The organism is Paucidesulfovibrio gracilis DSM 16080, assembly GCF_900167125.1.
Taxonomy (GTDB): Bacteria; Desulfobacterota; Desulfovibrionia; order Desulfovibrionales; family Desulfovibrionaceae; genus Paucidesulfovibrio; species Paucidesulfovibrio gracilis.
In genome coordinates, this window is sequence record NZ_FUYC01000016.1 from 1 (window position 1) to 21,101 (window position 21,101).

The following is a 21,101-nucleotide window of genomic DNA, read 5'->3' on the forward strand; positions in this document are numbered from 1 at the left end:
CCGCGACAGGCCGCAGGCCTGGAGCCAATAAAAGTCTTTGGAAAGGGGGTCCAGGGGGAAGAACCTTTCTTCAGAAAGGTTTGCCCCCTGGTCGCCGAAGGCATCCAACACACCAAACAGCGGCTTATCCCATTTTTGCGGTGAGCCAGGCATTGGCGGTCACGGATTCCGGCACGCCTTCCCGGGCGTCCACGCCCCTGGCCTCGAGCAATTTTCTGCCGTACACGTCCCAATGCGCCTGTGCCAGCGAGGTGGAACCCGTCAAGGGGTAGGCCAATGCCGAGGCCATACGCGCGGCCAGAGCTTCGGAAAGCAGCGCGTCGTATCGTTGCGGATCGGTTTCCCGGCGCACATAGGCAATGAACAGGGGAGCGGCTTCGTCGCAGAGGATGTGCCGTCCTTGGATTTCCCACTCATGTACGGTTTGTTGTACGGCGCTGACCACGCGCACAATCCGCAAAAAATCCGCGGGCAGTTCGTACCGGCAGGCCCATTTCCAGAGCGGCGCGCCCTGGTTGGCGGGCAAATCCGCCTGGGCCATGGCGCAATTCCACGGATGCGAGCGTAACACGGCATCGCGCACCGACGGCCAGCGTTGGGCGCACAAACGAGCGGCCTTGCTGCCGTCCGAAAACGTGGTGATGGGTTCTTCGCCTAAATCCTGCAACGCATTGTTGCAAATCTCAATGACGCTCGTTGCCATTTGTTCTTCCCCTTCGTAAGGTTGTCTGGTTGCTGTTTGTTGTATTTTTTCCTATCGGCCCTTTTCTGCCGGGGGTGTCGTTGCTGCTATGAACAACGCGGAAAAAGCATTGGTCCGGGATGTGCTCGGCTGGTATCGCAAGGAGCTGGGTCTTCCTTCTCCCGGGCTGACGCGCGGCCAGCTTCGCTTTATTCCACCCGACCAGGATGCGGCGTTGTTTGAGGATGCGGACTCCGGAATCCGGCTCAACGCCTCCAAATGGAAACGGGCGGCAACATATGCATGTTTGGCCGGACTGCTCGTCGCCTTTGTGATCTTTGCCTGGGCGGGCTGGTTCCATGTCGGCGTATTTCTTTTCACAAGTTTTTGTATTGCGTTGCTTTATTTTCTGCCTATCCTGCTTGCCCTGGTGCCGGATCGCGTCATCCGCATTGAGTACGGTCCACGTGCCGAGCAGGAGCTTGTTCGCGCCCTGGCCCTGGCCTATCTAAACCATCATCCCGTGCGCGAGGCCGCGCATTGCCTGCTCGACGCTCTCCTGGCTCCGCTGCTTCTCTCCTGGCAGGAAGGAATGGCTTATTGGTTCACCCGGGAATACTTTCGCGCTACGGGTCGGTCGGGTTTTTCCGCGGACGCCGCCTCCATGCGGGGACGCATTACCGCGGACCTGCTTTGGCTTCCGGCCCGGCTTGGCGGTCGCCGCCTGATGTGTGGTTTGCTCCGGTATCTTTAGCCAGCTTCGGTTTCCTCCCCTGCAATCCACTGTCTCTGATCTTTCTGCTTCCCAACCCCGCTCTTACGGCTTTTTCTTTTGTCCTTTTTTTCCTGGCGTTCAAAATAAATCGTACTCTATATACGCTTTTTCCGTTTTCTTCCCCTTGCTTTTTGTTCAGCAATGGTTATTGTTTTCTAGTAGATCAATTTCCCCCTGTGATTCTTCATTAATTTGTTCTTCTTTGTCATATTGAAATCCTCTCCTTTCGTGGCCGATTGCTGAAAACAAGAAACAATGGGCAACGCATTTTTTTTCGGGTACACTTTTAGAACGCTTTGAAATCAATGTATTGACATGTGCATTGCGGCTTACATGCAGCATGGTGAATAAACGCTGTTCCTACTCCGCCCAGCAGGGTTGCGGCGGCTCCCCGGCACCGGCTGATTTTGCTTGCATGACGCCATTTTTTCCCCTATCGAAACCCCTCCTGCGCGGTACGGATTTGTTGGTCCCACCCCTGCACCGCATAGGGAAACGAGGTTATATATGTATAAGACCATTTGTCTCATGATCCTGGCGCTTTCCGCCGTGATCTTCACTGCAATGCTATCCAACGAACACCAATTTCAGGCCGCTGCCCCGCAGCAGGAGACGGTTTCCGTGGCCGGACCCGTCAGCGAAGAGCAACTGGACGTGCCTTCGCACTCCCTGCCTGAAGAGTTCGAAGACCTGGAGCCGCGCCGTCCGTTGTCCTGGAACCGCGCTGCGGCCTTGCTGTTTATGGGCGCCTACAGCGACAGCTGATGCTTTCCCGCGCTTTTCTTCCTCGTGGAAGGAACAAGGGGCGAGACCGGAACGGATCCGGAATCGCCCCTTTCTTCGTTAAACCCTTGTCCCGGGTTCGTATTTCCCCGGATACAGTGTGGCAAAGCCCTTGGCCACCTTGTCCACAAAAGCGGGATCCCGTTGCAGCGGATCGTGATACCGGGGATCGCGCATCATTTCCTTGAGCTTTTCCGGTGTGATGGTCCGGGCGGCTCCGGCATCGCGAAACCGGAAGCGCCCCTCCAGGAGCACCGGCGCCAGGCGGGACAACGCACTGACCACAACAGCCCGATCCGCGGCTCCGGTTTCGTCCAGCACCGCCAACAGCTCCTCGCCACCCAGTGTTAACGCAGCTCGACGCGCCGCCTCCAGCACGGCCCGCGTGTCGCCTCTGTGCAGTCCGCGCAGGCTTTCCAGTTCCTTGCCTCGGCGATCCTCGCGATCCTGCTCCATGGCCCGGACGGTCTCCACATTGCGCGGCAGGAACCAGGCGTACAACCCATGCACCTGTTCCGGCGTGAGTCCCAGCTCATGGGCAACCTGCAAAAACTCCCCCTGCAACTTGCCATCCACTTCAAACCCTTCGGGCAAATCCAACTCGGGCAGCCCATATTCTTCAGGGCGTTTCGGCAACCCCAGGGCCGAGCGAAACGCGTTTCGCTCCTCGGGTTCGGCTTCCGGTCCCGGCACGCGCACATACCCGTCGGGCTTTCTCCCCACCAGGCGCTGGGCATGCACCAACGCCTTGACCGCCTCATCCTTGCTCGCGTATTTGCGCAGGGCAGGATGCTCCCGCAACGGCACCTCGATTTCGGTGCCATCCTTCCCCCGAAGCGGGGCTGTCCAATCCTGGGGCAACGTGTTCCACCACCCCTGTTCCGTTCTGTTTTCCTTCATTTGCTTTTCTCCACTTTTACTAGATTTTCTCTAGACAACTTTCGATACCCTCTGGCACGGGCCTTGCTTTTCCTCCTGACGGGAAGAGCTTTCCGCTTCTCAAAACCAGAGGAGTCATCATGCGACGTATACGGTTTCTACTGCGTGTAACCCTTCTCGGGGTCGTGGCCTTCACCGTAACCCTGGCTCTCAGTACGTGGGTTACGCACCTCAACACGTTGCAGGCCATGCAGTAGTTGGTTTATTCTATGCAATGAATCGGCCGCCTGCTCCTGCGCTGTCTGGTCTCGCACATGGCACTCGGAACCTGATTCCGGGTTGCCGGAGTGGGGATGTCCGGACCTGGTTTCGTTGCGACCTGTCCCGCGTCGCACCAGCTCAAGCACTTGCAGGGCCAGCGTTCGCGCCCCCTCGGCATGGGCCATTTCCAGGGCATCCCGGGAGAACAGCGGACGGTCGAATCGGGCACGCCGCAGCAAATCCCCCAACACCAGCTCCCCATCCGGTCCGCGAAACACCCGTGCGTAAGCGGCCGCCAAATCGGTTCGTTCCATCAAAGCGCTTCCCCCTGTTCCGGCCGGACAATCTCCCCGGCCATTGATGCTTCCGCCGCTCCAGGCGGCATTTCCTGCAACCGGGCCTCCCGCACAGCCTGCACTTCTTCCAACGGACGCAGATAGTCCCCCGGAGTACCGAACATTTCCGCTGCATGCCGCGCAATGCGGTCCGTTTCAAAGTTATCCATGATCGAAAACACATCGCCGGACCGGAAAAACGGTCCGAGGTACTCCATCATTTGCACCAAGGCCTGGGCTTCGTATTGTTTTTGCGCCCGCGCCACCGGGGAGAGGTATTCCACCTCCAGGTCGTCGGGATGCAGCCCCGAGGGAAGCGGCGGCAGCTCCCCGGCTCGAAGCAGAATCTGAAAAACCCGACGAATCAGCGGGCTGAGGAATTCCGTTTGCATGCGGCCCAATACCGGACCAAGCAGCCGCATTTTTTCGCTTTGCCGGATTACGGCTTCCGTGGCCGTGGTGCCCGGTCCTTCCGGGGTGAATTGATCCATCAGGAAAATCCGACGGATGTTGTCCCGGCGCGTGCGCATCATCTCTTCGGCCGCGTTCAGATCCACAGCCACGGGCAAGGCTTCGATGCGGTCGCGGCTGCCTGCACGGTAATAGGACAGCCCGCCCGGACCAGTATGGACCGGACCAAGGAATCCGTCATCCGGTACCATCAACGGCGGATCGCTCATTTTTTCCGAGGCCATGAGCGCGGTGCGGGCCATGGCGTTGAGCACGCGCACGTCCGACAGGGCCGTGAGTCCGGGACCGCGGCCGTAGGTTTCTCCGGCAGCCTTGGCCCAGCGCGGCACCATGTACGGCATTTCCAGATAGCCGGATTCCTCCAGAATGTGTCCTCCCTCCACCTCCAGATAGAGGCAGGCCCAGGGAAAATCCGCACATGTGAACCCGGCCGGGTCGCGGTCCTCCCTTGGAAACACCGCATGGACGATCTCAACACCGGCATCCGGACGATCCTTGGCCAGGGAGCGGACCCGTTCGGAACTTTCCGCCCCCCACTCCTGCACCACCTGCCGGGCCGTCAGCTCATAGCGGCGATACACCGTATCCACCACGCCCCGGACGTTTTCCGCCACGTAGATTTCCCCCAGGGGCCGGGTGGAAAAACGCACCACGCTCTCCGGGTCCGCTTCCACGTACATCACGGCCGTGCCCAGCAGGGCGATGTCCAGATACAACTCATGCACATGGGTTTGAAATCCCGAGGATTCCGTATTGAACAACCGGACCATGCGTTCCCGTGCCTGCTGCAAAAAGGCACGCACGTCCCGCCGGTCTCCATCCCGCGTTCCGCGGACCCGGATATCAAACCAGGGCAACGCGGGGTTGGTCAGCAGACCGCCCAATCCCGAGGCCAACTGCTCCAGGGCATGGGTGGGCGAGGAATCGTAGATTCGCTCGTCCCCGGCCTGCCCGGGCCGCACCATGCCGCCAAAGGAATCCTTGCGCGGCAACATGTATTCGGTGCAGTCCTTCCAGACAGGATCCCAGACGGAGCGGGCATTCTGCATGGCTTGCAGCCGTTGGGTGATGCTTTCGGCCAGTTCCAGTTCCTGTTCGGCCCTGCGCATTTTCATTCCCCCAATGTTCCCTTCAGGCCGCCGCGTTCCAGATCGGCCTCGCCCAACCGGGCCGCACCGCCGCCGGAAAGCAGGGTTCCTGCGCCGGCCCGCTTTTGCTTTCGCACCTCGGCCAATTCCTTGGCCTCCTCCTTGCGCTCCCTTTTTTTCCGGCGTTCCTCGGCTTCCTGCTTACGCTGCTGTTCCCGCTCCCGGGCACGCAACTCCGAGGCACTCGGCCCGGACGAACCCCGCGGCCTTGAGCCGCCGGCAATGAACCCAGCCACCGTGGAGACCACGGACGAAGCTCCTCCCATGACCGTCCTCCTTGCTGTTTCTTCGCCGGATCATCCCGGCGCGACGCCATGGTAGCCTTGGTTTTTCCGCCCGGATAAAACAGGAAGGTCCAGGGGCGGCAAAAGGATAAAACTTCCCTATTGACAGCCCCACCACCACGCCTTTGCCTGCCTGCCCTTGACAGGCTGGGGTAAAGATGGTTTCGTACCTATACGAGATAGAATATGGGAAAAGTGTGTAGCGTGAGCTGCAAGGAGCGAAGCGCATGTCCATGATGGGCGTCACCGACTTCATCGTGGCCGGACCTCCGGGCCACACCACAGCTGGTCCGGCCGGGCATATCACGGCCGGTCCCCCCGGCGAGGTGCGTCCGGCTCCCGCGGCCTCGGTTCCCGTGTCTCCGGCCGGGCATGTCCCTATCGACACGTCCCAGGCCCGCGTCCCCATCAACACCACGCCGGGTTGGACCATGGGTCCGGCTACGGGCGGAAGCGGTGGCGGCGGAGGCGGTGGCGGCGGATTGGCCACGGGCAGCACCATGGTATCCGTGGCTCTCAATGCCCCGGCCACCGGCGGGGACAACCACTTCACCCCGGGCGGCCAGACCCCGGTGCACCAGACCACGGGCGGCATCTACACCCCTTCGGGCAACGTCCCCATCAGCACGACTGCCGGCGGTCACTTTACTCCGGGCGGCAATGTGCGCCCCACTCCAGGATATTTTCACTTCACGCCGGGCGGCGACGTACGCCCCACTCCGGGGTTCAGTCATTTCACACCCGGCGGCAACGTCCCCATCGGTCTCGGCGGTAGCCACTTCGTGCCGGGCGGGCATGTTCCCATCGCGCCCAAGCTCGGCATCGACCCGAACATGCCTCCGGCCCGCGTGAATCCGCCGCGGCCCGGACGCGTCTTCCCCCATCAGATGAGCAATTTTCACGGGCCGAGGTTCGTGCATACCCAAAACTGGCCCAGTGACGAATTTCAGCACGAGGTCAAGGTTCAGGCCTGGGAACCGCTGGACTCCCGCAGCACCTGGGAACCTCCGGAAAAGATGCACTTCGTGCTCAGCACGGATCTGGTGGACACGGGCGCGCTTTTGGATCTGCTGGATTCCTCGGTGCCGCCGGACCCCACGCGGCCCCTGGTGGAAAACCGCAGCTTTGATTTTTCCGAACAGGTGACCCACAACCACTCCAACACGTTTACGGATGTGGACGCCTCCAGCGTACATTACAACGAAGAACACCTGCCCACGTTCCTCTTCGAGGACAACCGCTCCAACACGTATGTGCTGGCCGCCCCGGAACGCCAGGGCGGAGCCTTGTTCAACAGCCAGGGCTGACCGCCCCCCTTTGTTCCTGCCCGGCTCCTGGTCAGTGACGTCCCGGCCCCGTTTTCCTCCTTGCCCTTTCCGCTTTGCTTGATATCCGCTTGACACGGAGCAGCCATGCTCTACCCTGCCTAGCGGAGGTTGCCATGCTGCTTTCCCAGCCCGCTTTCGTTGCTGTCCTGACCTTTCTGCTCTGCGCCTGCCTTGCCGCCGTGGGACTCCTGCTCCTGGTGCGACGGCAGACGCGTCTTCGCGCCGATCTGGAGGAGCAACTTCACACGGCCCGCTCCGAACGCGCCGTGGCCGAAAACGAATCCCAACGCATTCCTGCGCTTGAAACCGAGATTGCCGAACTCCAGGCCCAATGCCGAACCCTTGCCGAACACAAGGCCGAGCTGCGCGCCCGCATGGACGAGGCCAACCGGGCCGTGGAAGAAAAGGTGGCCTTGCTCTCGGACCTGCAAACCAACCTTTCGGACACCTTCAAGGTGCTGTCCCAGGAAACGCTGCGCAACAATAACGACGCCTTCCTGCAACTGGCGCATGAATCCTTTGCCAAATTGCAGGAGTCAGCTCGGGGGGATCTGGAGCAACGGCGTAAAGGCATTGAACAGCTGGTCTCGCCCCTGCGGGAAAATCTGGACCAGGTCCAAAACAAAATCCAGGAGCTGGAAAAAGCCCGCGTCTCGGCTTACTCCACGCTCACGGAACAGGTACGCTCCATGGCCCTGACCCAGGCCAAGCTCAAGGATGAAACCGGCAAGCTGGTCCACGCCCTGACCAAACCGCTGGTGCGCGGACGTTGGGGGGAAATCCAGCTTCGGCGTGTGGTGGAGCTGGCCGGGATGCTCGACCATTGCGACTTTTTTGAACAGCAGCAGACCTGTTCGGACCAGGGCAATCTTCGGCCCGACATGATCATCCGGCTCCCGGGCGACAAAAACATCGTGGTGGACGCCAAAGCCCCCCTGGAAGCGTACCTGGAAGCCATTGAAACCACGGACGAAGCCCAGCGGGATCAACAATTGGACCGCCATGCCAGGCACATCCGGCAACATCTGCGTCAGCTCGGCGGGAAAAGCTATTGGTCCAGGTTCACGCCCACACCGGAATTCGTGATCATGTTTCTGCCCGGAGAGATGTTTTTCAGTTCGGCCTTGCACCGCGATCCCAACCTCATTGAGGAAGGCGTGGGCAATGGCGTGATCATTGCCTCGCCGACCACGCTCATCGCCCTGCTCCGGGCCGTGGCCTACGGCTGGCAGCAGGAAACCATCGCCCGCAGCGCCCAGCAGGTAAACACCCTGGGCCGGGAGCTGCACGACCGGGTTCGCGTGTTTGCCGAACACATGGTCAAACTCGGCCGTTCGCTGGGAACCTCGATGCAGACCTACAACCAGGCCGTGGGGTCACTGGAGTCCCGTGTTCTGGCCTCGGCAAGAAAATTCCGCGACCTGGGCGCGGCCGGCGGCAAGGAAATCCCGGAACTCGCGCCTCTGGAACGGGCCGCCCGGGAACCACAACTGCCGGAAGCCCCGGAATGCGGGGATACAGATCCACGCGCCCTGATCCAGCCCGACACCGGGCCAGAAACGTGATGCAACGCCGCGCATCCGCCGGCCCCAAAAAAACCGCCCCTGCCAGGAGCAAGGACGGTTTTTTTTGCGTGCATGCCCCCCACAAGCGGGGCGTACAAAGGCTCAACGCGGCGAATCAGTCGGGATCGGCCCAACAGACACAGTTGCGACCCCGTTCCTTGGCTTCATAGAGCCGCTTGTCCGCAGCCTCCACAAGATTATCGGCCCAGGCGCCGTTCCAGCACGGGTCCAGCTGGGCCACGCCAAGGCTGACCGTGATGCGGATCCCGCCGTGCAGCACATTGCCGCTGTTGTCCTGAATGGTGAAATTGTACCGTTCCACACGGGAGCGGAGCGACTCGGCCAAACCAGCTGCCTCGGAAAGCCCGACCCCGCGCAACACCACCGCGAATTCCTCGCCCCCGTAGCGGGCCGCGAAATATTTTGCGTTGGGATCCTTGCCGTTTCCTCCGTTGACCTCGCTGGCATGGGTCTGCAACACCTTGGCCACGACGCGCAAGGCCTGGTCGCCAATGCGGTGGCCGTAGGTATCGTTGAAGCGTTTGAAATTGTCGATGTCCGCCATGATCAGGGCCAGGGGCAGCCGCTCCTGCAAACAGGTTCTGGCGCAGCATTCCACATGTTCGTCAAAGGCGCGACGATTGTAGAGCTGGGTCAGGCCGTCCACCATGGACATGCGCGTGAGGTCGGCCATGTCCGCTTCCATGGCCTGAACCACGTCATGAAACGCCTTGCGCATGGCTGAAATCATTTCCCGTGGATCCTTTTCACTTTCCACCAGCTCCACGGTCAGGGTCTCCAGATCCTGCACGTCTCCTTTTTTGCGCAGCAGCAATTCCCGAAAATCACCCAGCAGCGCCTCGGACTCGTCCAGGGCCATGCGGATTTTTTCCTTATGCGGGCCGAGCAGAATCTCTTCCTGTCGGCGGACCACGTCGGCATACTGCGTGTCGGTATACTCACGCGCCTTGATGGTCTCCACGATGAGTTGCTGAATTTCGGATTTTTGGCGCTCGGAAAGGAATGAAAAGCCACGGACATTGCGCATGTAGAGAATCAGGGTGCGCCAGCGGACATCCGGCGGGACACCGGCCTTATCCAGACGGTGGATGATCCTGTTCCATTCCTCATTGCGCTGGCGAACCATAGCGTCCATGAGCCCTCCCGTGAAGAACACTTGGGTGAATCCGCTCCCATGGACAGAGCGTGACCCTCGGTATCCCTACCACACGGAAGCCCGCCCCACAATCACGAAGCAACCTTGTTCTCACACAGCCCGATTCCACTACAAAAGACGATAGAGCATGCCGCTCATGTCGTTTTGTCGCGCCAGCAAGAGGATGATCACCGCCAAAACGCCCATAACGAACAATGAAAGCCCCATGGGGAGCAGCCAATACTTTTTCCGCACTTTCCAATACGACCAGATGGATTGCCACAGGCCCACGCCCAGCCTCCTTGCCCCTATGGTATGCCAGGGGATTCGCCGTCCTTGCCCAGGCCCGGATGAAACAGCATGAAATCAATTTTCACAGTACGTTATACTCTGCTGACGTTTTGTTTCTCTTTGCCAAACCATGAAAAAATATGCAAGCGCCCCTTGCGTCCGACCCGGTCCACAGGATACTGGAGCGCATGCCTGTCATCTCTCGTCATTCATCGTCTCCCCCGCAATTCCATCATTTTTTTCGTTTTGCGGTCCGATCGCTTCCGGTAATGCTGCTGTTGATGGCGATGCAGCCTCCGGCACCGGCCATGGCCCACCCGCATATTTTCATCGATTGCAAGGCCATTGCGGTTTTCGATGCCTCGGGCCTGACCGGATTTCAGCAAACCTGGATTTTCGACGAAATGTTCTCTGCGGGCATGCTCATGGAATACGATACCAACGGCGATCAGCAGTTTAATGCCGCGGAAACCGCCAAATATGCGCAGGAAATTTTCTCTATATTAAAAGAGTACAATTACCTGACCGTACTGCGTGTGGACGGCGAGGAGATTCATCCGCACCAGGCCCGCGACTTCCGGCCCGAGGTGCGGAACGGCCAGCTCATCTACCATTTTTTCACTCCTTGCGTGGTGCCCTTTGCCTCGGGTACGCACAACGTGGCCATCAGCGTATACGACCCGGAATATTACGCGGACATGGTCCTGCTGGACTCCGCGGTCAGCGTGGAGGCTCCGCCCGGCGTGCAGACTGCCAAGAGCAACGTCTCCGCACCGGAATTGACGTACTTCGGCTGTATCGTGCCCGTGTTCATCAACCTGCGCTTCAGTGCGCCCTGAGCCTCCACGGAACCCCATGCGCCCCATGTCCCTCCCCGGCCTCCGATCCTGCGCCATGCGCCCCTTTGTTTCGCATCCGATCCTGTTGGTTGCCGCGCTGCTCCTGGTCATGGCGCTCTGGCCCGGCGGATCGGCTCTTGCCGGTCCCTTTGGTCCGTCGGGCGACTCTTCCGCCCAGCCCACGGAGCAACCCGGGGAGCAGGCCAATGCGACGCAACCCCACGATTCTTCCAGCGTGGACCCGGCCCGGCAGGGATCCATGGGCTGGGTCGGCACGGTGTTGCAGGCCTCGGCCCGGCAGCAAAAAAAGATCAAGCAATCCATGGCCGGATACGCCCGGACCATCCGCTCGCATCCTGGCGGGGTGGCGTTCTGGTCCTTTCTCGGGCTGGCCCTGCTCTATGGGATCTTCCACGCTCTGGGACCGGGACACGGCAAAACAGTGATCAGCGCCTATTGCCTGGGTCACGGCGGCGGTCCGGGACGCGCCATGCTCATGGGCATGGTTCTGTCCATCACGCATGTGGGGTCCGCCACATTGCTTGTGGCCGGGGTGTATCTGCTTTTCGCCAAGAACATGGCGGAATTCCAAGCTGCGGGATTGTGGCTGGAGCGCGCCAGTTATCTGCTCCTGGTCTGTCTCGGGCTGGGCCTGACCATCCAGGCCATACGCGGACTCTGGCGCAAGGGGTCGGACTCCTCCTCCACTGCGGCCACGCCGTCCACATTGCGCGGCATGCTTGGCACGGCCTTTGTCACGGGGCTGGTTCCGTGTCCCGGCGCCACGCTGATTTTGGTCTTTTCCCTGAGCCTCGGCATTGTGGGAACCGGTTTTTTGTCCATGGCCTTTCTCGCATTGGGCATGGGACTGACCACCGGCAGCTTCGGCCTGGTGGCCACGGGCGCCCGCAAGCTGGCCATCTGCGCCGCCGGAGCCGAGTCCCGACGCGCCGCGTTGCTGCACGCGGCCTTTTCGTTGACCGGTGCGGTCTGCATCACCCTATTCGGGACCATCCTGTTCCTGGGCAGCCTGGCCTGAGCGGTTTTCCCCTCGGACCAGGCCGCGCTGCATGGAGTGAACATCTCGGCTTCGCCGATCCGTTGCCCGGCAGATCTTACAAGATGTCCCGCATGCCGTTGAAGAACGCCTCCCTGTCCAGGGCGGGCTGTTCCCGTTCCAATTCCGGCAATGCCTCAAGGAATGTCTCCCATCCCACATATTCCGTAAGCTTGCGCTTATCCGCGTAGGGTTTGAACACCGTACCTCTCGGGCATTTGGTCATCACGATCTCAAAGACCCCGTGGGAATTCTGATCCGTCCAATAGGCGGACCACGCGGATCGGTCCCCCTCGGTCTTTTTATATTTTTCAAAAAACCGCTCAAACGTTTCCTGAATCTCCTGATCCGTCATGCGACCTCCATAAAGGTTTCAGCAACAATCATGCCCTCATGTCGCCGGGTTGTCTGTCGGTTCTTCCGCTTTTGTTCCAGGTTTCACAATACCGGCTTCCTGTTCCACTTTCAAATCCAGCGTGCTACTATCCTGCTGATTCTCTCCAACCCACATGCCACGGAGGTTCCATGCAGCTGAACCGCATCAGCATCCGCTGGAAAATGATCATCCCCTTTGTCTGCAGCGTAGTTGCGCTTGGCCTCGGTGCCATGCTCATCGTGCGGGCCGAAGTGAACGATCTGCATGACATGTCGTTGAAATCGCGCGCCCAGGCCAAAGTGGAATCCATTCGCGAGGAAATCGACCTCGCCTCCAGGCTGGCCCGGAACATGGCCAGCCTGTACAGCACTCGGCCGGAGGTGATTCAGGCTTACATTCAGGCCCACCGCGGCAACATCGACGCCCCGGCCGATCCGCAGGCCCAGGCTGCACGTGAGCAATTGCGCGAGGCCTTTCGGGACGAACTGGCCGGGTTCAAGGCCGTGAGCGGCGCGCCCCTGAAGCTGCATTTTCACCTGCCCAACGGGCGCAGTCTGGCCCGGCTTTGGCGCGACAAGCAGACCAAACGCGACGGCCAGTGGGTGGATATTTCCGACGACATTTCATCCTTTCGCCAGACCGTGCTGGACGTAAACCGCACCGGGCAACCGGTACAGGGCATCGAACTGGGGCGCGGCGGGTTCGTGATTCGCGGCCTGGCGCCCATCCAGGACGGAGGCGAACAGCTCGGTTCCGTGGAGGTTCTGGTGGACTTTTCTCCCATCCTGGACGCTGCCCAGGACGAGGACGGCTCCTCGGTTTTGCTGTTTATGAATGCGGATAAACTCCCCATCACCACTCGCTTGCAGGATGCCGACAAGTTTCCGATAATTGGCGATTATGTGCTCGTCTCCGGCGACCAAAAGACCCTTGACGACCAAAATCTCACCTCCGATGTCCTCAGCCTCGGCCGCCAGGGTCTGACCATGGATGCCAGCGGTTCGCATGTCCAAGGTATTTTCCCGGTGCGCGACTATCAGGATACCCAAATCGGGGTCATGGCCTACGTAATCAATGCCGAAGCCCAAAAAAAGAACATCCGAAATCTCTGGTGGACCCTTACGGGCGTGTTCCTGCTTGTGTTGCTGCTGCCGGGTGTGCTCCTGCTCCTGGCCCTGCGCTATGCCATCATGCTGCCCATGAGCCGCCTGCAGGAGACCATCTGCCGCGTCTCCATGGGGGATCTGGCCTGCGGCATGTCCTTGCAGACCGGGGATGAAATGGAGGAAATGGGCAAGGCGCTGGTGGACCTCATCCAGGCCCAGGACCATCGGGCCAAGCTGGCCGAACGCATCGCCAAGGGCGATCTGACCGAAAGCGTGAAGGTCGCCTCTGAAAACGATACCCTGGGCCATGCGCTTGCGCAAATGAGCGAAAGCCTCAACGAGCTGGTCTCGCAGGTTCAGTTGGCTGCGGATCAGATCGCGGCCGGAGCCACGCAGGTGTCCGACTCCAGCCAGACCCTTTCCCAGGGCGCCACCCAACAGGCTGCTTCCCTGGAGGAGATCACCAGTTCCGTCACGGAAGTCACGGAGCGCACCCGTGTGAACGCGGAAAACGCCGGGGCCGCCACACGGCTGACCAGCGAGGCCCGGGACCAGGCCCGCAATGGCCAAAACAGCATGGCCGAGCTGCTCCAGGCCATGGACGCCATTACCGAATCCAGTGAATCCGTTTCTAAAATCATCAAGGTTATTGACGAAATCGCTTTCCAGACCAATTTGCTGGCTCTGAATGCGGCGGTTGAGGCGGCCCGTGCCGGAAAACACGGCAAGGGATTTGCGGTGGTGGCCGAGGAGGTGCGCAATCTCGCCTCCCGGAGCGCCAAGGCCGCCCAGGAAACCTCCAAGCTCATCGAAGATTCCCAAGCCCGGGTCAACTCGGGCGCGGAAATCGCCTCGCAGACCAACGACGCCCTGGCCGGCATCGTGGAATCCGCGGCCAAAGCCGCGGAACTGGTGGACGACATTGCCAACGCCAGCCGCGAGCAGGCCGAGGCCGTCAGCCAGGTCAACCGGGGGTTGACCCAGGTGGAGCAGGTCACCCAGGCCAATACCGCCAGCGCGGAACAGACCGCCTCCGCTGCGGAGGAGCTTTCCTCCCAGTCCGCCTGGCTGCGGGACGTGCTCCAGCGCTTCCGGACCAAGGATGATGGGGACCAGCCAGGGCAGCGCGCCCTTGATTCCGAGGACAATGCAGGCGTGGAAGAATCTGAAGCAGACCTGCACCACTTCTAGCCACGCCCGACATGGGCGAAGCTCCCACGCAAAACAGCGGCCCGGGATGGCTACCCGGACCGCTGTTTTTTTCGGTTTGACCGGCCGGATTACGCGTCCGTTCCCGCCAGCTCCGAGGCCAGGGAACCCAGCGTCCGGAGCGCCTGCTCCAGGGATTCGGACCAGACACCGCCGCAACTGAGACGCAGACAATTGTCAAACCCCTCCTGCATGGTGAAGATGGGACCGGGAACAACCCCGATGCCGTGCTCCTTGGCGCGGTAGAACAGCTCCACTGCGTCCGCCTGCCCGGGCAGATCCACCCAAAGCACAGCTCCGCCCCGGGGTTCGGTGACCCGCGTCCCGGCTGGAAAGCACTGGCCCAACAGTCCACGCATCAGCCGCATCTGTTTTTCCACGGCCGAGCGCAGCCGCTTCAGCTGCCGCTCATACAACCCCGCAGCCAAAAACTCCGCCATGGCCATCTGGTTCGGACTAGCCGTGCAGACGTTGGTGGTGGCCTTGACCTCCAGGGCGCGGTCGTGAAAGCGGCCGGGCGCCAGCCAGCCCACACGCCAGCCCGGACACACGGACTTGGAAAAGGAACAGCAGAGCATGACCATCCCTTTGTTGTCCAAAGCCTTGTAACTGCACGGTCTCGGACCCGTAAAATGCAGGTCCGTATACACGTCGTCCTCCACCAGGGGGACGTCCCGCTGCTCCAGGAGCCGGAGGATTTCGCGCTTAGCCCGGGTCGGGGTCAAGCTGCCGTCGGGATTGTTGAAGTTGGGACACATGATGCAGGCTTTGACTTCGTACTTTTCCAACGCGGAGGCCACGTCCGCCGGGTCCACGCCGGTTTCCGGGCCGGATGGCACTTCCACGGCGCGCAATCCCAAATTTTCAAGCAATTGCAAAAAACAATAATAGGTCGGCGTCTGGATGAGCACGTTATCGCCGGGGCGGGTCAGCGCACGCAGGCAAATGGACAGCCCCTCCATGGCCCCGGCCGTGATGATCAGATCATCAGGTTTGATCGCGGCCTCCGGATCCGTGCAGCGAAACGAAATCTGGCGACGCAATTCCTCATTGCCCGGGATGGTTTCGTAACTCATGGCCCGGGTCGGATGCTCCCGCATCACGCGGTTGAGAATGCGGGTCAGCGCCTTGGTGGGCAACAATTCCTCGGTGGGACAAATCACGCCCAAAGGAGCCAGCGAAGGATTGCCCACCGCCTCCAACACGGTCTGAATCAATTGGCTCCGGTTCACGGCCCGCGGCGTGGGGTTGGCCGGGCGGGGCAGCGGGGCTTCCAGGCGTCGAAACGACCGCCGCACGAAAAACCCGGACCGCGGCCGCGATTCGATCACCCCCTTGGACTCCAGCTCCATATAGGCCTGGTTCACCGTGGAAAGCGATAACCCGGTGCGCACACGCATAGCCCGCAACGAGGGCAGCCGGTCCCCCTTTTCCAGGGTGCCGCCTTCGATCATTTCCATTATCTGCCGTTCCACGGACTGGTACAGGAACGGTTCCTGCCAGGTTGACTGCATACTGCCCCCGGGTCTGTACCCCTCAAAGATTCATTTTTCTGTGTCTGTACCGGTGACAGCGTATCTGTTTCATTGGAGCAAGGCAATCCGGAGCATATTCCGCCCGGCGGAATTTCCCTTTTCATGCCTCGCCCAAACGTGCATGCTTTCGGGGTTTGCGGTCCCGACTCTGCCGAATCGGCATGCACCGTCAAGCCGCCCGAACGCAAGGAGCCATCATGTCGGAAACCACTTCCTCGCCCCGGCCGCAAGCCGCGCCACGCACACTCGCCCCGGGCCTGCTCAGTGGAGCGCGTCAGGCGCTGCCCCTGGTGCTGGGCTACATCCCCGTGGGGTTCGCCTTTGGCGTACTCGGAGCCAAGGTGGGCCTTAGCGCCGCCAACGTGGTCTTCATGTCCGCCCTGGTCTACGCCGGATCATCCCAGCTCATTGCGGCCGGTTTGCTGGCCGTGGGTACACCGCCCGCCACCATCATCATCACCACGTTCATCGTGAACCTGCGCCACCTGCTCATGTCCGCGTCCCTGGCTCCGCACCTGAAGGACATGAACCGGCTCCAGCAGGCTCTGTTCAGCTACGGGATTACGGACGAAACCTTTGCGGTGCACAGCGGACGGTTTCAAAACCCCGATTCCCCGATCAGCCGCGCCGAATCCTTCAGCCTCAATGTCACTGCCCACGGCGCCTGGGTGCTCAGTTCCTGGCTCGGGGTAACAACCAGCACGCTGATCCCGGACGTGCGCCCCGTGGGGCTTGATTTTGCCTTGCCCGCCATGTTCATCGCCCTGCTGGTGATGCAGACGCGCACCCGCCTGCATGTCATCATTGCCTTGGGCGCGGGCGCCCTTTCCACGGGATTGTTTCTGTCGGGCATGAATCAATGGAACGTCATCGTCGCCACCGTGGCCTTTGCCGGTCTGGGCGCATATCTGGAGGGAGCATGGACGAACAGACACTCTTCCTGACCATCGTGGGCATGGCCCTGGTCACGTACATCCCGCGCGCCTTGCCCGTGCTGGCGCTTTCTTCGCGGTCCCTTTCCCCGGGGCTGCGCCGCTTTCTTTCGTATGTCCCCGTTGCCGTGCTCTCGGCTCTGCTGGTGCCTTCCCTGCTGGCGCCGGATGCCAAACTGGACGTATCCGGCACCAACGTATTCCTTTGGGTCAGCCTGATATTGCTGCCCTTCTGCATCCGTACCCGGAGCTTTTTCGGCACCGTGGCCCTGGGTATGGGGCTTGTGGCCCTGGCGCGCTGGGGGTTTGGCATTTGAAGAATCCAGTTGCCTTTGCAACAAAAAAACGCCCTTGGCCGCAATGACCAGGGGCGTTTTTTCTCGGCTTGTGGAAGCCGAAGGGGAATCTATAGCTTCCCCGAAAAAAAATCTTCAACGAAACAAGACCGCGATGCCCACCAAGGGGAACCCGTGCATCGGGTAGGGGCAATCGGTTACGGCAGGGAATCGGTATGCAGGGCCACGCGGACCCGGCCCGAATCGCAGGCGAATCGGATCCGCTCCGGCGCGGCGGAATCCGAAACCGCATCCGTACGGAAATTTTGCTGCACGCTCATGCGCTGATCCCGCACCAGGGTATGGCTGGTTTCCATAAGAATGCCCCCCTGCGGACCCAAAAATTGAGCGCTCACGGTCACGAACATGTCTCCATCCAGGTAGTCGATGCGATAGGCATATTCGCCGGAATCCAGGCGGTGTTCCCAAATATCGCCCTGCTTGAGCACGGTTTCGCCCACCGAGGCGTCCTTGACCGCAAAGGCCACGCTGCAAACCAACAGCACGGCGGCCACAGCAGCGCAACTCAGCCGGACGATCCGGAGGCGGGTTAGCTTTTTGTTTTGATTCGTTCGCATACTGCTCACTGATTGATGGATATTCAGGAACCTGATTGGTAGTCCATCAAGAAAAAAAAGTCCACATTTTTCGGCCAGCTCGGACTTTGCTCAAACAGAATCCCCCTCCAGACACATGACCACCCTGGTGCCGCCCCAGGGACTTTCTTCCAGTGCGATGGTTGCGCCCAGACATTTGACCAGCTGCCGTACGATTCCCAATCCCAGGCCGGTTCCGCCGTACCTGCGGGTGTAGGTTCCATCTCCCTGCATAAACGGTTCAAAGACCACTTCACGCATTTCCTCAGGAATACCCGGCCCTTCATCGTCCACATAAAAACAGGTCCGCAAGCGGTTTTTTCCGGTCTGCTCCTGCCGGACATGCACCTTCACCCGCCCCTTGGGCGTAAATTTGACGGCGTTGTCCACCAACTGCTCCAGGACACGCCGCAGCTTGGCCCCGTCACCGCGAAAGTCGCGCTGCTTCTCGTCCACGAGCACCGCAAAGTCAAGCCCCTTTTCCCGGGCTGATTGTTCATGGCGGGACTGGATTCCCCGCAGCATATCCCGCAGGCTGAAGGGGTACTCCTCCACCTCGGCACGGGAGCAGGACTCCAGGGACACGAATTCCAACAGCCGTTCCAACAGATCCCGCAGGCTCCGGGCCGAATGTTCGGCCTCCCGCACGCGGGACATCCGCGTTTCCTTGTCCACGCCGGGCATGGCGATGAGCTGGAGCATGCCGAGCACCCCATTGAGGGGCGTCCGGAATTCATGGCCCATGCGCGCCAGGAAATCACTTTTGACACGACTGGCCTGTTCCGCGGCCTCCTTGGCCTCGCGCTGCTGCTGCACGGCCAGGGTATAGGCCGTGACATCCTGGGCCACACCCGCCACACGCAGCACTTTGCCATTGCGGACCACCGGGAAGGTGCGCACCCGCACCCAGCGAACGGCATCCTCCTCCAGCAGCACCCGCAGGGTCACGTCCTGCTGGGTATCGGCCAGTTTTCCGCCGGGCAGCATTTGCCGAACCAACTCCCTGTCCTCAGGTTGGACATGCTCCAGCAACTGCGCGGGAGTGTTCTGCAGCGCCGTTCCGGTCAAACCGAAAATAGGCTCAAACCCCGGACTGGTATACACAATCCCGTGCTCATCCTGGAGCCAATAGGCTTCTTCGATGGCTTGGACCAATTCCCGAAAACGTTCCCGGCTTTCGTGCAGTTCCATGGTCATGCGCCGGTATTCCGTGGTGTCGCGCATGACGCCCACCAGCTGCTCAGGAATACCGTTGCGGGCCATTATTCCGGAAACATTGACCACCAACCAAATGATCTGTCCCTCGCGATTGCGGCCGCGCAGCTCCAGGCTGTTGGGCGCGGACCGACCCTGGGCATATTCCGTGAGCGCCTCGCGGCACAGGAGCGCATCTTCCGGGTGGGCGAGGAACTCCAGCTTTCGGCCCTCCACCTCTTTTGGCTCGTACCCGAACAATTCCCGCACGGCCGAGGAGACGAATTGAAACCGCCCGTCCGCATCCATGCTGAAGACCACGTCATGCACGTTGTCCACGATGACCTTGAGCCGCTGCCGGCTGCGCTCCAATTCCGCAAGCAGTTTTCTGCGCTCGCTTACGTCCACGGTCATGAGCACCAATCCGTCCGGCTCCCGGGAGGGACTGCGCAACAGCGTGATGGAGGTCAAGGCCGTAAAGGTCGTGCCGTCCCTGGCCGTATGCTGCATTTCCTCCTGGTATACGCCGCGCTCCCGCACTGTGGTGAATACAGCCTCCAGGCGATCCAAATCGTTCAGCGGTGCCAGGAATTCACCGATGTTGCGGCCCACCACCCCGCCCCTGGGGTCCAGACCGTGCATGCTGGTCCAGGCAGGGTTCAGGTAGCGGACCCGGCCATCCAGATCAGCCACGGCCATGCCGTATCCTGCCTGGTCCAGGGCCATGCGCAACCCTTCCAGCTCCTGTCGGCTCTGGCGCAGGGGCGTCACGTCATGCCCCACGCTGAGCACTTCGGTGATCTGGCCATTGTTATCCCGCAGCGCCCGATTGCTCCAAAGAATCCAGGCCCGCTCCCCGTTGCGGCGCAAATTCTCGTTCTGGTTCAGGGCGTGCCGGTCCACATCCGCCATGATGGATTCCCACATGGTCCGCAGATCGCGGCCATCGGAATCCACGGGCGGCACGATCAGCCCCAGAACATGCCTGTCGCGCACTTCCTCCATGGTGTAGCCGAAAAACCGCAGACCGTAGTTGTTCATAAAGGTGATGCGGCCCTGGGGCGTAACCCGCAGAATAATACTGTTGGTGCTCTCCACCAGGGTCTCGTACAGGGTTGTGCGGTCGCGCAGGGCCGCTTCCGCCTGAACCCTGCGGGTTACGTCGTGCAGAAACAGGCTCACGTGCGTGGCCCGGCCGTGCTGGAACACCGGCTGGTAGGTAACCTCCACATTGCGACCCTGCAGAGCCGGAATCGAGACCACAAGACGACCGCGCACGGTTTTTCCGGCAAACGCGGCCTCAAGGTTTGGCAAGATGCGCTGAGCATACGCCTCGTCACCCCACAGATCGCGCACGGACCGCCCGGCAATATCTTCCGGGGCCAATCCCAGCAAAGCGGCATAGGCCTCGTTCACAGCGCAGTACACATGTTTTCGGTTCAACACGGCCATGCCGTCCCCCCGGGCATCCATGCCCATGCCAAGGAAACGGATTCGGCGCATACGCAGCCCCATGAGGGCAAACCACCATAACGCCACCAACCCGGGGGGAAGAAGCGCCAGCAGCAGCCAGCCCCAGAACGTGCCGCAATCCATGTCCCAGAGACAGGCTGCCTGGGCCGGCAGTGCCGCGAGACAACACACCACGATCCAGAGACAGGCCAAGGCTCTTGCCATATTGTGTTCGGAATTGTGTTTCATTTTTTGATGCCGTTTTCCAACGCCGGTTGTACCGGGCGGTCTGCTCAAGGCAGCATACGACAAAGTGAGGGTCGCGTCAGCATCGGTTTTTCATGCGTGGGGAAGATGGTGCAACATCTCGGAAGGCCAGAGGATCGTTTGTCCGCCACGACAAAAAAACGCGCAGCCTGCCGGATTGTCCGGCTGTTCCCCGGCCTGGGCCTTGGGGACGAAATGCTGCGCTACTTCTGATGTTCGGGGGCGGCTCCATCCGCCATTCTGTT

Annotated in this window: 20 protein-coding genes; 9 read left to right on the top strand and 11 right to left on the bottom strand. The window is 60.8% G+C overall.

The window, feature by feature from the left end; genetic code table 11:
* Positions 1-124: 124 nt before the first annotated feature.
* The gene (locus B5D49_RS12005; RefSeq protein WP_078717955.1) at positions 125-703 is read right to left on the bottom strand and encodes a phage connector family protein; all 579 of its coding nucleotides are present in this window, start codon (positions 701-703) and stop codon (positions 125-127) included.
* A gap of 88 nt (positions 704-791) precedes the next feature.
* On the opposite strand from B5D49_RS12005, the gene B5D49_RS12010 reads away from it, so the two are divergent.
* The gene (locus tag B5D49_RS12010) at positions 792-1,436 is read left to right on the top strand and encodes a hypothetical protein (protein WP_078717956.1); all 645 of its coding nucleotides are present in this window, start codon (positions 792-794) and stop codon (positions 1,434-1,436) included.
* 528 nt (positions 1,437-1,964) lie between these two features.
* Positions 1,965-2,222 (top strand): hypothetical protein, encoded by a 258-nt coding sequence (locus B5D49_RS12015; protein ID WP_078717957.1) that lies wholly within the window; start codon positions 1,965-1,967, stop codon positions 2,220-2,222.
* Positions 2,223-2,300: 78 nt separating this feature from the next.
* Here B5D49_RS12015 and B5D49_RS12020 read toward each other — a convergent pair whose 3' ends face one another.
* The 4 genes from B5D49_RS12020 to B5D49_RS12035 form a co-directional block, all read right to left on the bottom strand.
* Entirely contained in the window at positions 2,301-3,140 is an 840-nt protein-coding gene (locus B5D49_RS12020) for a hypothetical protein (RefSeq protein WP_078717958.1), read from the bottom strand.
* A 137-nt stretch (positions 3,141-3,277) separates the two neighbouring features.
* Entirely contained in the window at positions 3,278-3,694 is a 417-nt protein-coding gene (locus B5D49_RS12025; protein ID WP_078717959.1) for a Bbp19 family protein, read from the bottom strand.
* A complete protein-coding gene (locus tag B5D49_RS12030) occupies positions 3,694-5,295 on the bottom strand; it encodes a portal protein (RefSeq protein ID WP_078717996.1) in 1,602 nt (533 codons plus the stop codon). Before B5D49_RS12030 ends, B5D49_RS12025 begins: the two co-directional genes overlap by 1 nt.
* 2 nt (positions 5,296-5,297) lie before the next feature.
* A complete protein-coding gene (locus B5D49_RS12035) occupies positions 5,298-5,600 on the bottom strand; it encodes a hypothetical protein (protein ID WP_078717960.1) in 303 nt (100 codons plus the stop codon).
* Between the two features lie 245 nt (positions 5,601-5,845).
* Between B5D49_RS12035 and B5D49_RS12040 the strand changes: the two genes are divergently transcribed.
* Entirely contained in the window at positions 5,846-6,925 is a 1,080-nt protein-coding gene (locus B5D49_RS12040) for a hypothetical protein (RefSeq protein WP_078717961.1), read from the top strand.
* A gap of 134 nt (positions 6,926-7,059) precedes the next feature.
* Positions 7,060-8,511 (top strand): DNA recombination protein RmuC, encoded by a 1,452-nt coding sequence (rmuC, locus tag B5D49_RS12045; protein ID WP_078717962.1) that lies wholly within the window; start codon positions 7,060-7,062, stop codon positions 8,509-8,511.
* Positions 8,512-8,626: 115 nt separating this feature from the next.
* On the opposite strand, the gene B5D49_RS12050 is transcribed toward rmuC, so the two are convergent.
* Positions 8,627-9,667: a GGDEF domain-containing protein gene (locus tag B5D49_RS12050; protein ID WP_078717963.1), complete on the bottom strand. Its 1,041-nt coding sequence runs from the start codon at positions 9,665-9,667 to the stop codon at positions 8,627-8,629.
* 129 nt (positions 9,668-9,796) lie between these two features.
* The gene (locus tag B5D49_RS14980) at positions 9,797-9,958 is read right to left on the bottom strand and encodes a DUF5989 family protein (protein ID WP_200806802.1); all 162 of its coding nucleotides are present in this window, start codon (positions 9,956-9,958) and stop codon (positions 9,797-9,799) included.
* A gap of 269 nt (positions 9,959-10,227) precedes the next feature.
* On the opposite strand from B5D49_RS14980, the gene B5D49_RS12055 reads away from it, so the two are divergent.
* Complete coding sequence (locus B5D49_RS12055) at positions 10,228-10,797, top strand: DUF1007 family protein (protein ID WP_159447222.1); 570 nt, start codon at positions 10,228-10,230, stop codon at positions 10,795-10,797.
* Positions 10,798-10,822: 25 nt separating this feature from the next.
* Entirely contained in the window at positions 10,823-11,836 is a 1,014-nt protein-coding gene (locus tag B5D49_RS12060; RefSeq protein ID WP_159447223.1) for a nickel/cobalt transporter, read from the top strand.
* A gap of 76 nt (positions 11,837-11,912) precedes the next feature.
* Here B5D49_RS12060 and B5D49_RS12065 read toward each other — a convergent pair whose 3' ends face one another.
* Positions 11,913-12,209: a hypothetical protein gene (locus tag B5D49_RS12065; RefSeq protein ID WP_078717966.1), complete on the bottom strand. Its 297-nt coding sequence runs from the start codon at positions 12,207-12,209 to the stop codon at positions 11,913-11,915.
* Between the two features lie 170 nt (positions 12,210-12,379).
* Between B5D49_RS12065 and B5D49_RS12070 the strand changes: the two genes are divergently transcribed.
* Complete coding sequence (locus B5D49_RS12070; protein ID WP_159447224.1) at positions 12,380-14,527, top strand: methyl-accepting chemotaxis protein; 2,148 nt, start codon at positions 12,380-12,382, stop codon at positions 14,525-14,527.
* 89 nt (positions 14,528-14,616) lie between these two features.
* On the opposite strand, the gene B5D49_RS12075 is transcribed toward B5D49_RS12070, so the two are convergent.
* Positions 14,617-16,059 carry an aminotransferase-like domain-containing protein gene (locus tag B5D49_RS12075; RefSeq protein WP_078717968.1) on the bottom strand — a complete coding sequence of 481 codons (1,443 nt, stop codon included), beginning with the start codon at positions 16,057-16,059 and terminating at the stop codon, positions 14,617-14,619.
* 218 nt (positions 16,060-16,277) lie between these two features.
* Here B5D49_RS12075 and B5D49_RS12080 point away from each other — a divergent pair, with 218 nt between their 5' ends.
* Complete coding sequence (locus B5D49_RS12080) at positions 16,278-17,024, top strand: AzlC family ABC transporter permease (protein ID WP_078717969.1); 747 nt, start codon at positions 16,278-16,280, stop codon at positions 17,022-17,024.
* Positions 17,000-17,329 (top strand): AzlD domain-containing protein, encoded by a 330-nt coding sequence (locus tag B5D49_RS12085; protein WP_078717970.1) that lies wholly within the window; start codon positions 17,000-17,002, stop codon positions 17,327-17,329. The genes B5D49_RS12080 and B5D49_RS12085 overlap by 25 nt, the downstream gene beginning before the upstream one ends.
* A 176-nt stretch (positions 17,330-17,505) precedes the next feature.
* On the opposite strand, the gene B5D49_RS12090 is transcribed toward B5D49_RS12085, so the two are convergent.
* Together B5D49_RS12090 and B5D49_RS12095 are read right to left on the bottom strand one after the other, a co-directional pair.
* Positions 17,506-17,925: a hypothetical protein gene (locus B5D49_RS12090; RefSeq protein WP_078717971.1), complete on the bottom strand. Its 420-nt coding sequence runs from the start codon at positions 17,923-17,925 to the stop codon at positions 17,506-17,508.
* Positions 17,926-18,015: 90 nt separating this feature from the next.
* Entirely contained in the window at positions 18,016-20,838 is a 2,823-nt protein-coding gene (locus B5D49_RS12095; RefSeq protein ID WP_078717972.1) for a PAS domain S-box protein, read from the bottom strand.
* Between the last annotated feature and the right edge of the window lie 263 nt (positions 20,839-21,101).

What these genes read in the sequence shown, in the direction of transcription:
- B5D49_RS12005 (WP_078717955.1), bottom strand. Translation starts at nt 703, where the DNA reads ATGGCAACGAGCGTCATTGAGATTTGCAACAATGCGTTGCAGGATTTA.
- B5D49_RS12010 (WP_078717956.1), top strand. Translation starts at nt 792, where the DNA reads ATGAACAACGCGGAAAAAGCATTGGTCCGGGATGTGCTCGGCTGGTAT.
- B5D49_RS12015 (WP_078717957.1), top strand. Translation starts at nt 1,965, where the DNA reads ATGTATAAGACCATTTGTCTCATGATCCTGGCGCTTTCCGCCGTGATC.
- B5D49_RS12020 (WP_078717958.1), bottom strand. Translation starts at nt 3,140, where the DNA reads ATGAAGGAAAACAGAACGGAACAGGGGTGGTGGAACACGTTGCCCCAG.
- B5D49_RS12025 (WP_078717959.1), bottom strand. Translation starts at nt 3,694, where the DNA reads ATGGAACGAACCGATTTGGCGGCCGCTTACGCACGGGTGTTTCGCGGA.
- B5D49_RS12030 (WP_078717996.1), bottom strand. Translation starts at nt 5,295, where the DNA reads ATGCGCAGGGCCGAACAGGAACTGGAACTGGCCGAAAGCATCACCCAA.
- B5D49_RS12035 (WP_078717960.1), bottom strand. Translation starts at nt 5,600, where the DNA reads ATGGGAGGAGCTTCGTCCGTGGTCTCCACGGTGGCTGGGTTCATTGCC.
- B5D49_RS12040 (WP_078717961.1), top strand. Translation starts at nt 5,846, where the DNA reads ATGTCCATGATGGGCGTCACCGACTTCATCGTGGCCGGACCTCCGGGC.
- rmuC (WP_078717962.1), top strand. Translation starts at nt 7,060, where the DNA reads ATGCTGCTTTCCCAGCCCGCTTTCGTTGCTGTCCTGACCTTTCTGCTC.
- B5D49_RS12050 (WP_078717963.1), bottom strand. Translation starts at nt 9,667, where the DNA reads ATGGACGCTATGGTTCGCCAGCGCAATGAGGAATGGAACAGGATCATC.
- B5D49_RS12055 (WP_159447222.1), top strand. Translation starts at nt 10,228, where the DNA reads ATGCTGCTGTTGATGGCGATGCAGCCTCCGGCACCGGCCATGGCCCAC.
- B5D49_RS12060 (WP_159447223.1), top strand. Translation starts at nt 10,823, where the DNA reads ATGTCCCTCCCCGGCCTCCGATCCTGCGCCATGCGCCCCTTTGTTTCG.
- B5D49_RS12065 (WP_078717966.1), bottom strand. Translation starts at nt 12,209, where the DNA reads ATGACGGATCAGGAGATTCAGGAAACGTTTGAGCGGTTTTTTGAAAAA.
- B5D49_RS12070 (WP_159447224.1), top strand. Translation starts at nt 12,380, where the DNA reads ATGCAGCTGAACCGCATCAGCATCCGCTGGAAAATGATCATCCCCTTT.
- B5D49_RS12075 (WP_078717968.1), bottom strand. Translation starts at nt 16,059, where the DNA reads ATGCAGTCAACCTGGCAGGAACCGTTCCTGTACCAGTCCGTGGAACGG.
- B5D49_RS12080 (WP_078717969.1), top strand. Translation starts at nt 16,278, where the DNA reads ATGTCGGAAACCACTTCCTCGCCCCGGCCGCAAGCCGCGCCACGCACA.
- B5D49_RS12085 (WP_078717970.1), top strand. Translation starts at nt 17,000, where the DNA reads ATGGACGAACAGACACTCTTCCTGACCATCGTGGGCATGGCCCTGGTC.
- B5D49_RS12090 (WP_078717971.1), bottom strand. Translation starts at nt 17,925, where the DNA reads ATGCGAACGAATCAAAACAAAAAGCTAACCCGCCTCCGGATCGTCCGG.
- B5D49_RS12095 (WP_078717972.1), bottom strand. Translation starts at nt 20,838, where the DNA reads ATGAAACACAATTCCGAACACAATATGGCAAGAGCCTTGGCCTGTCTC.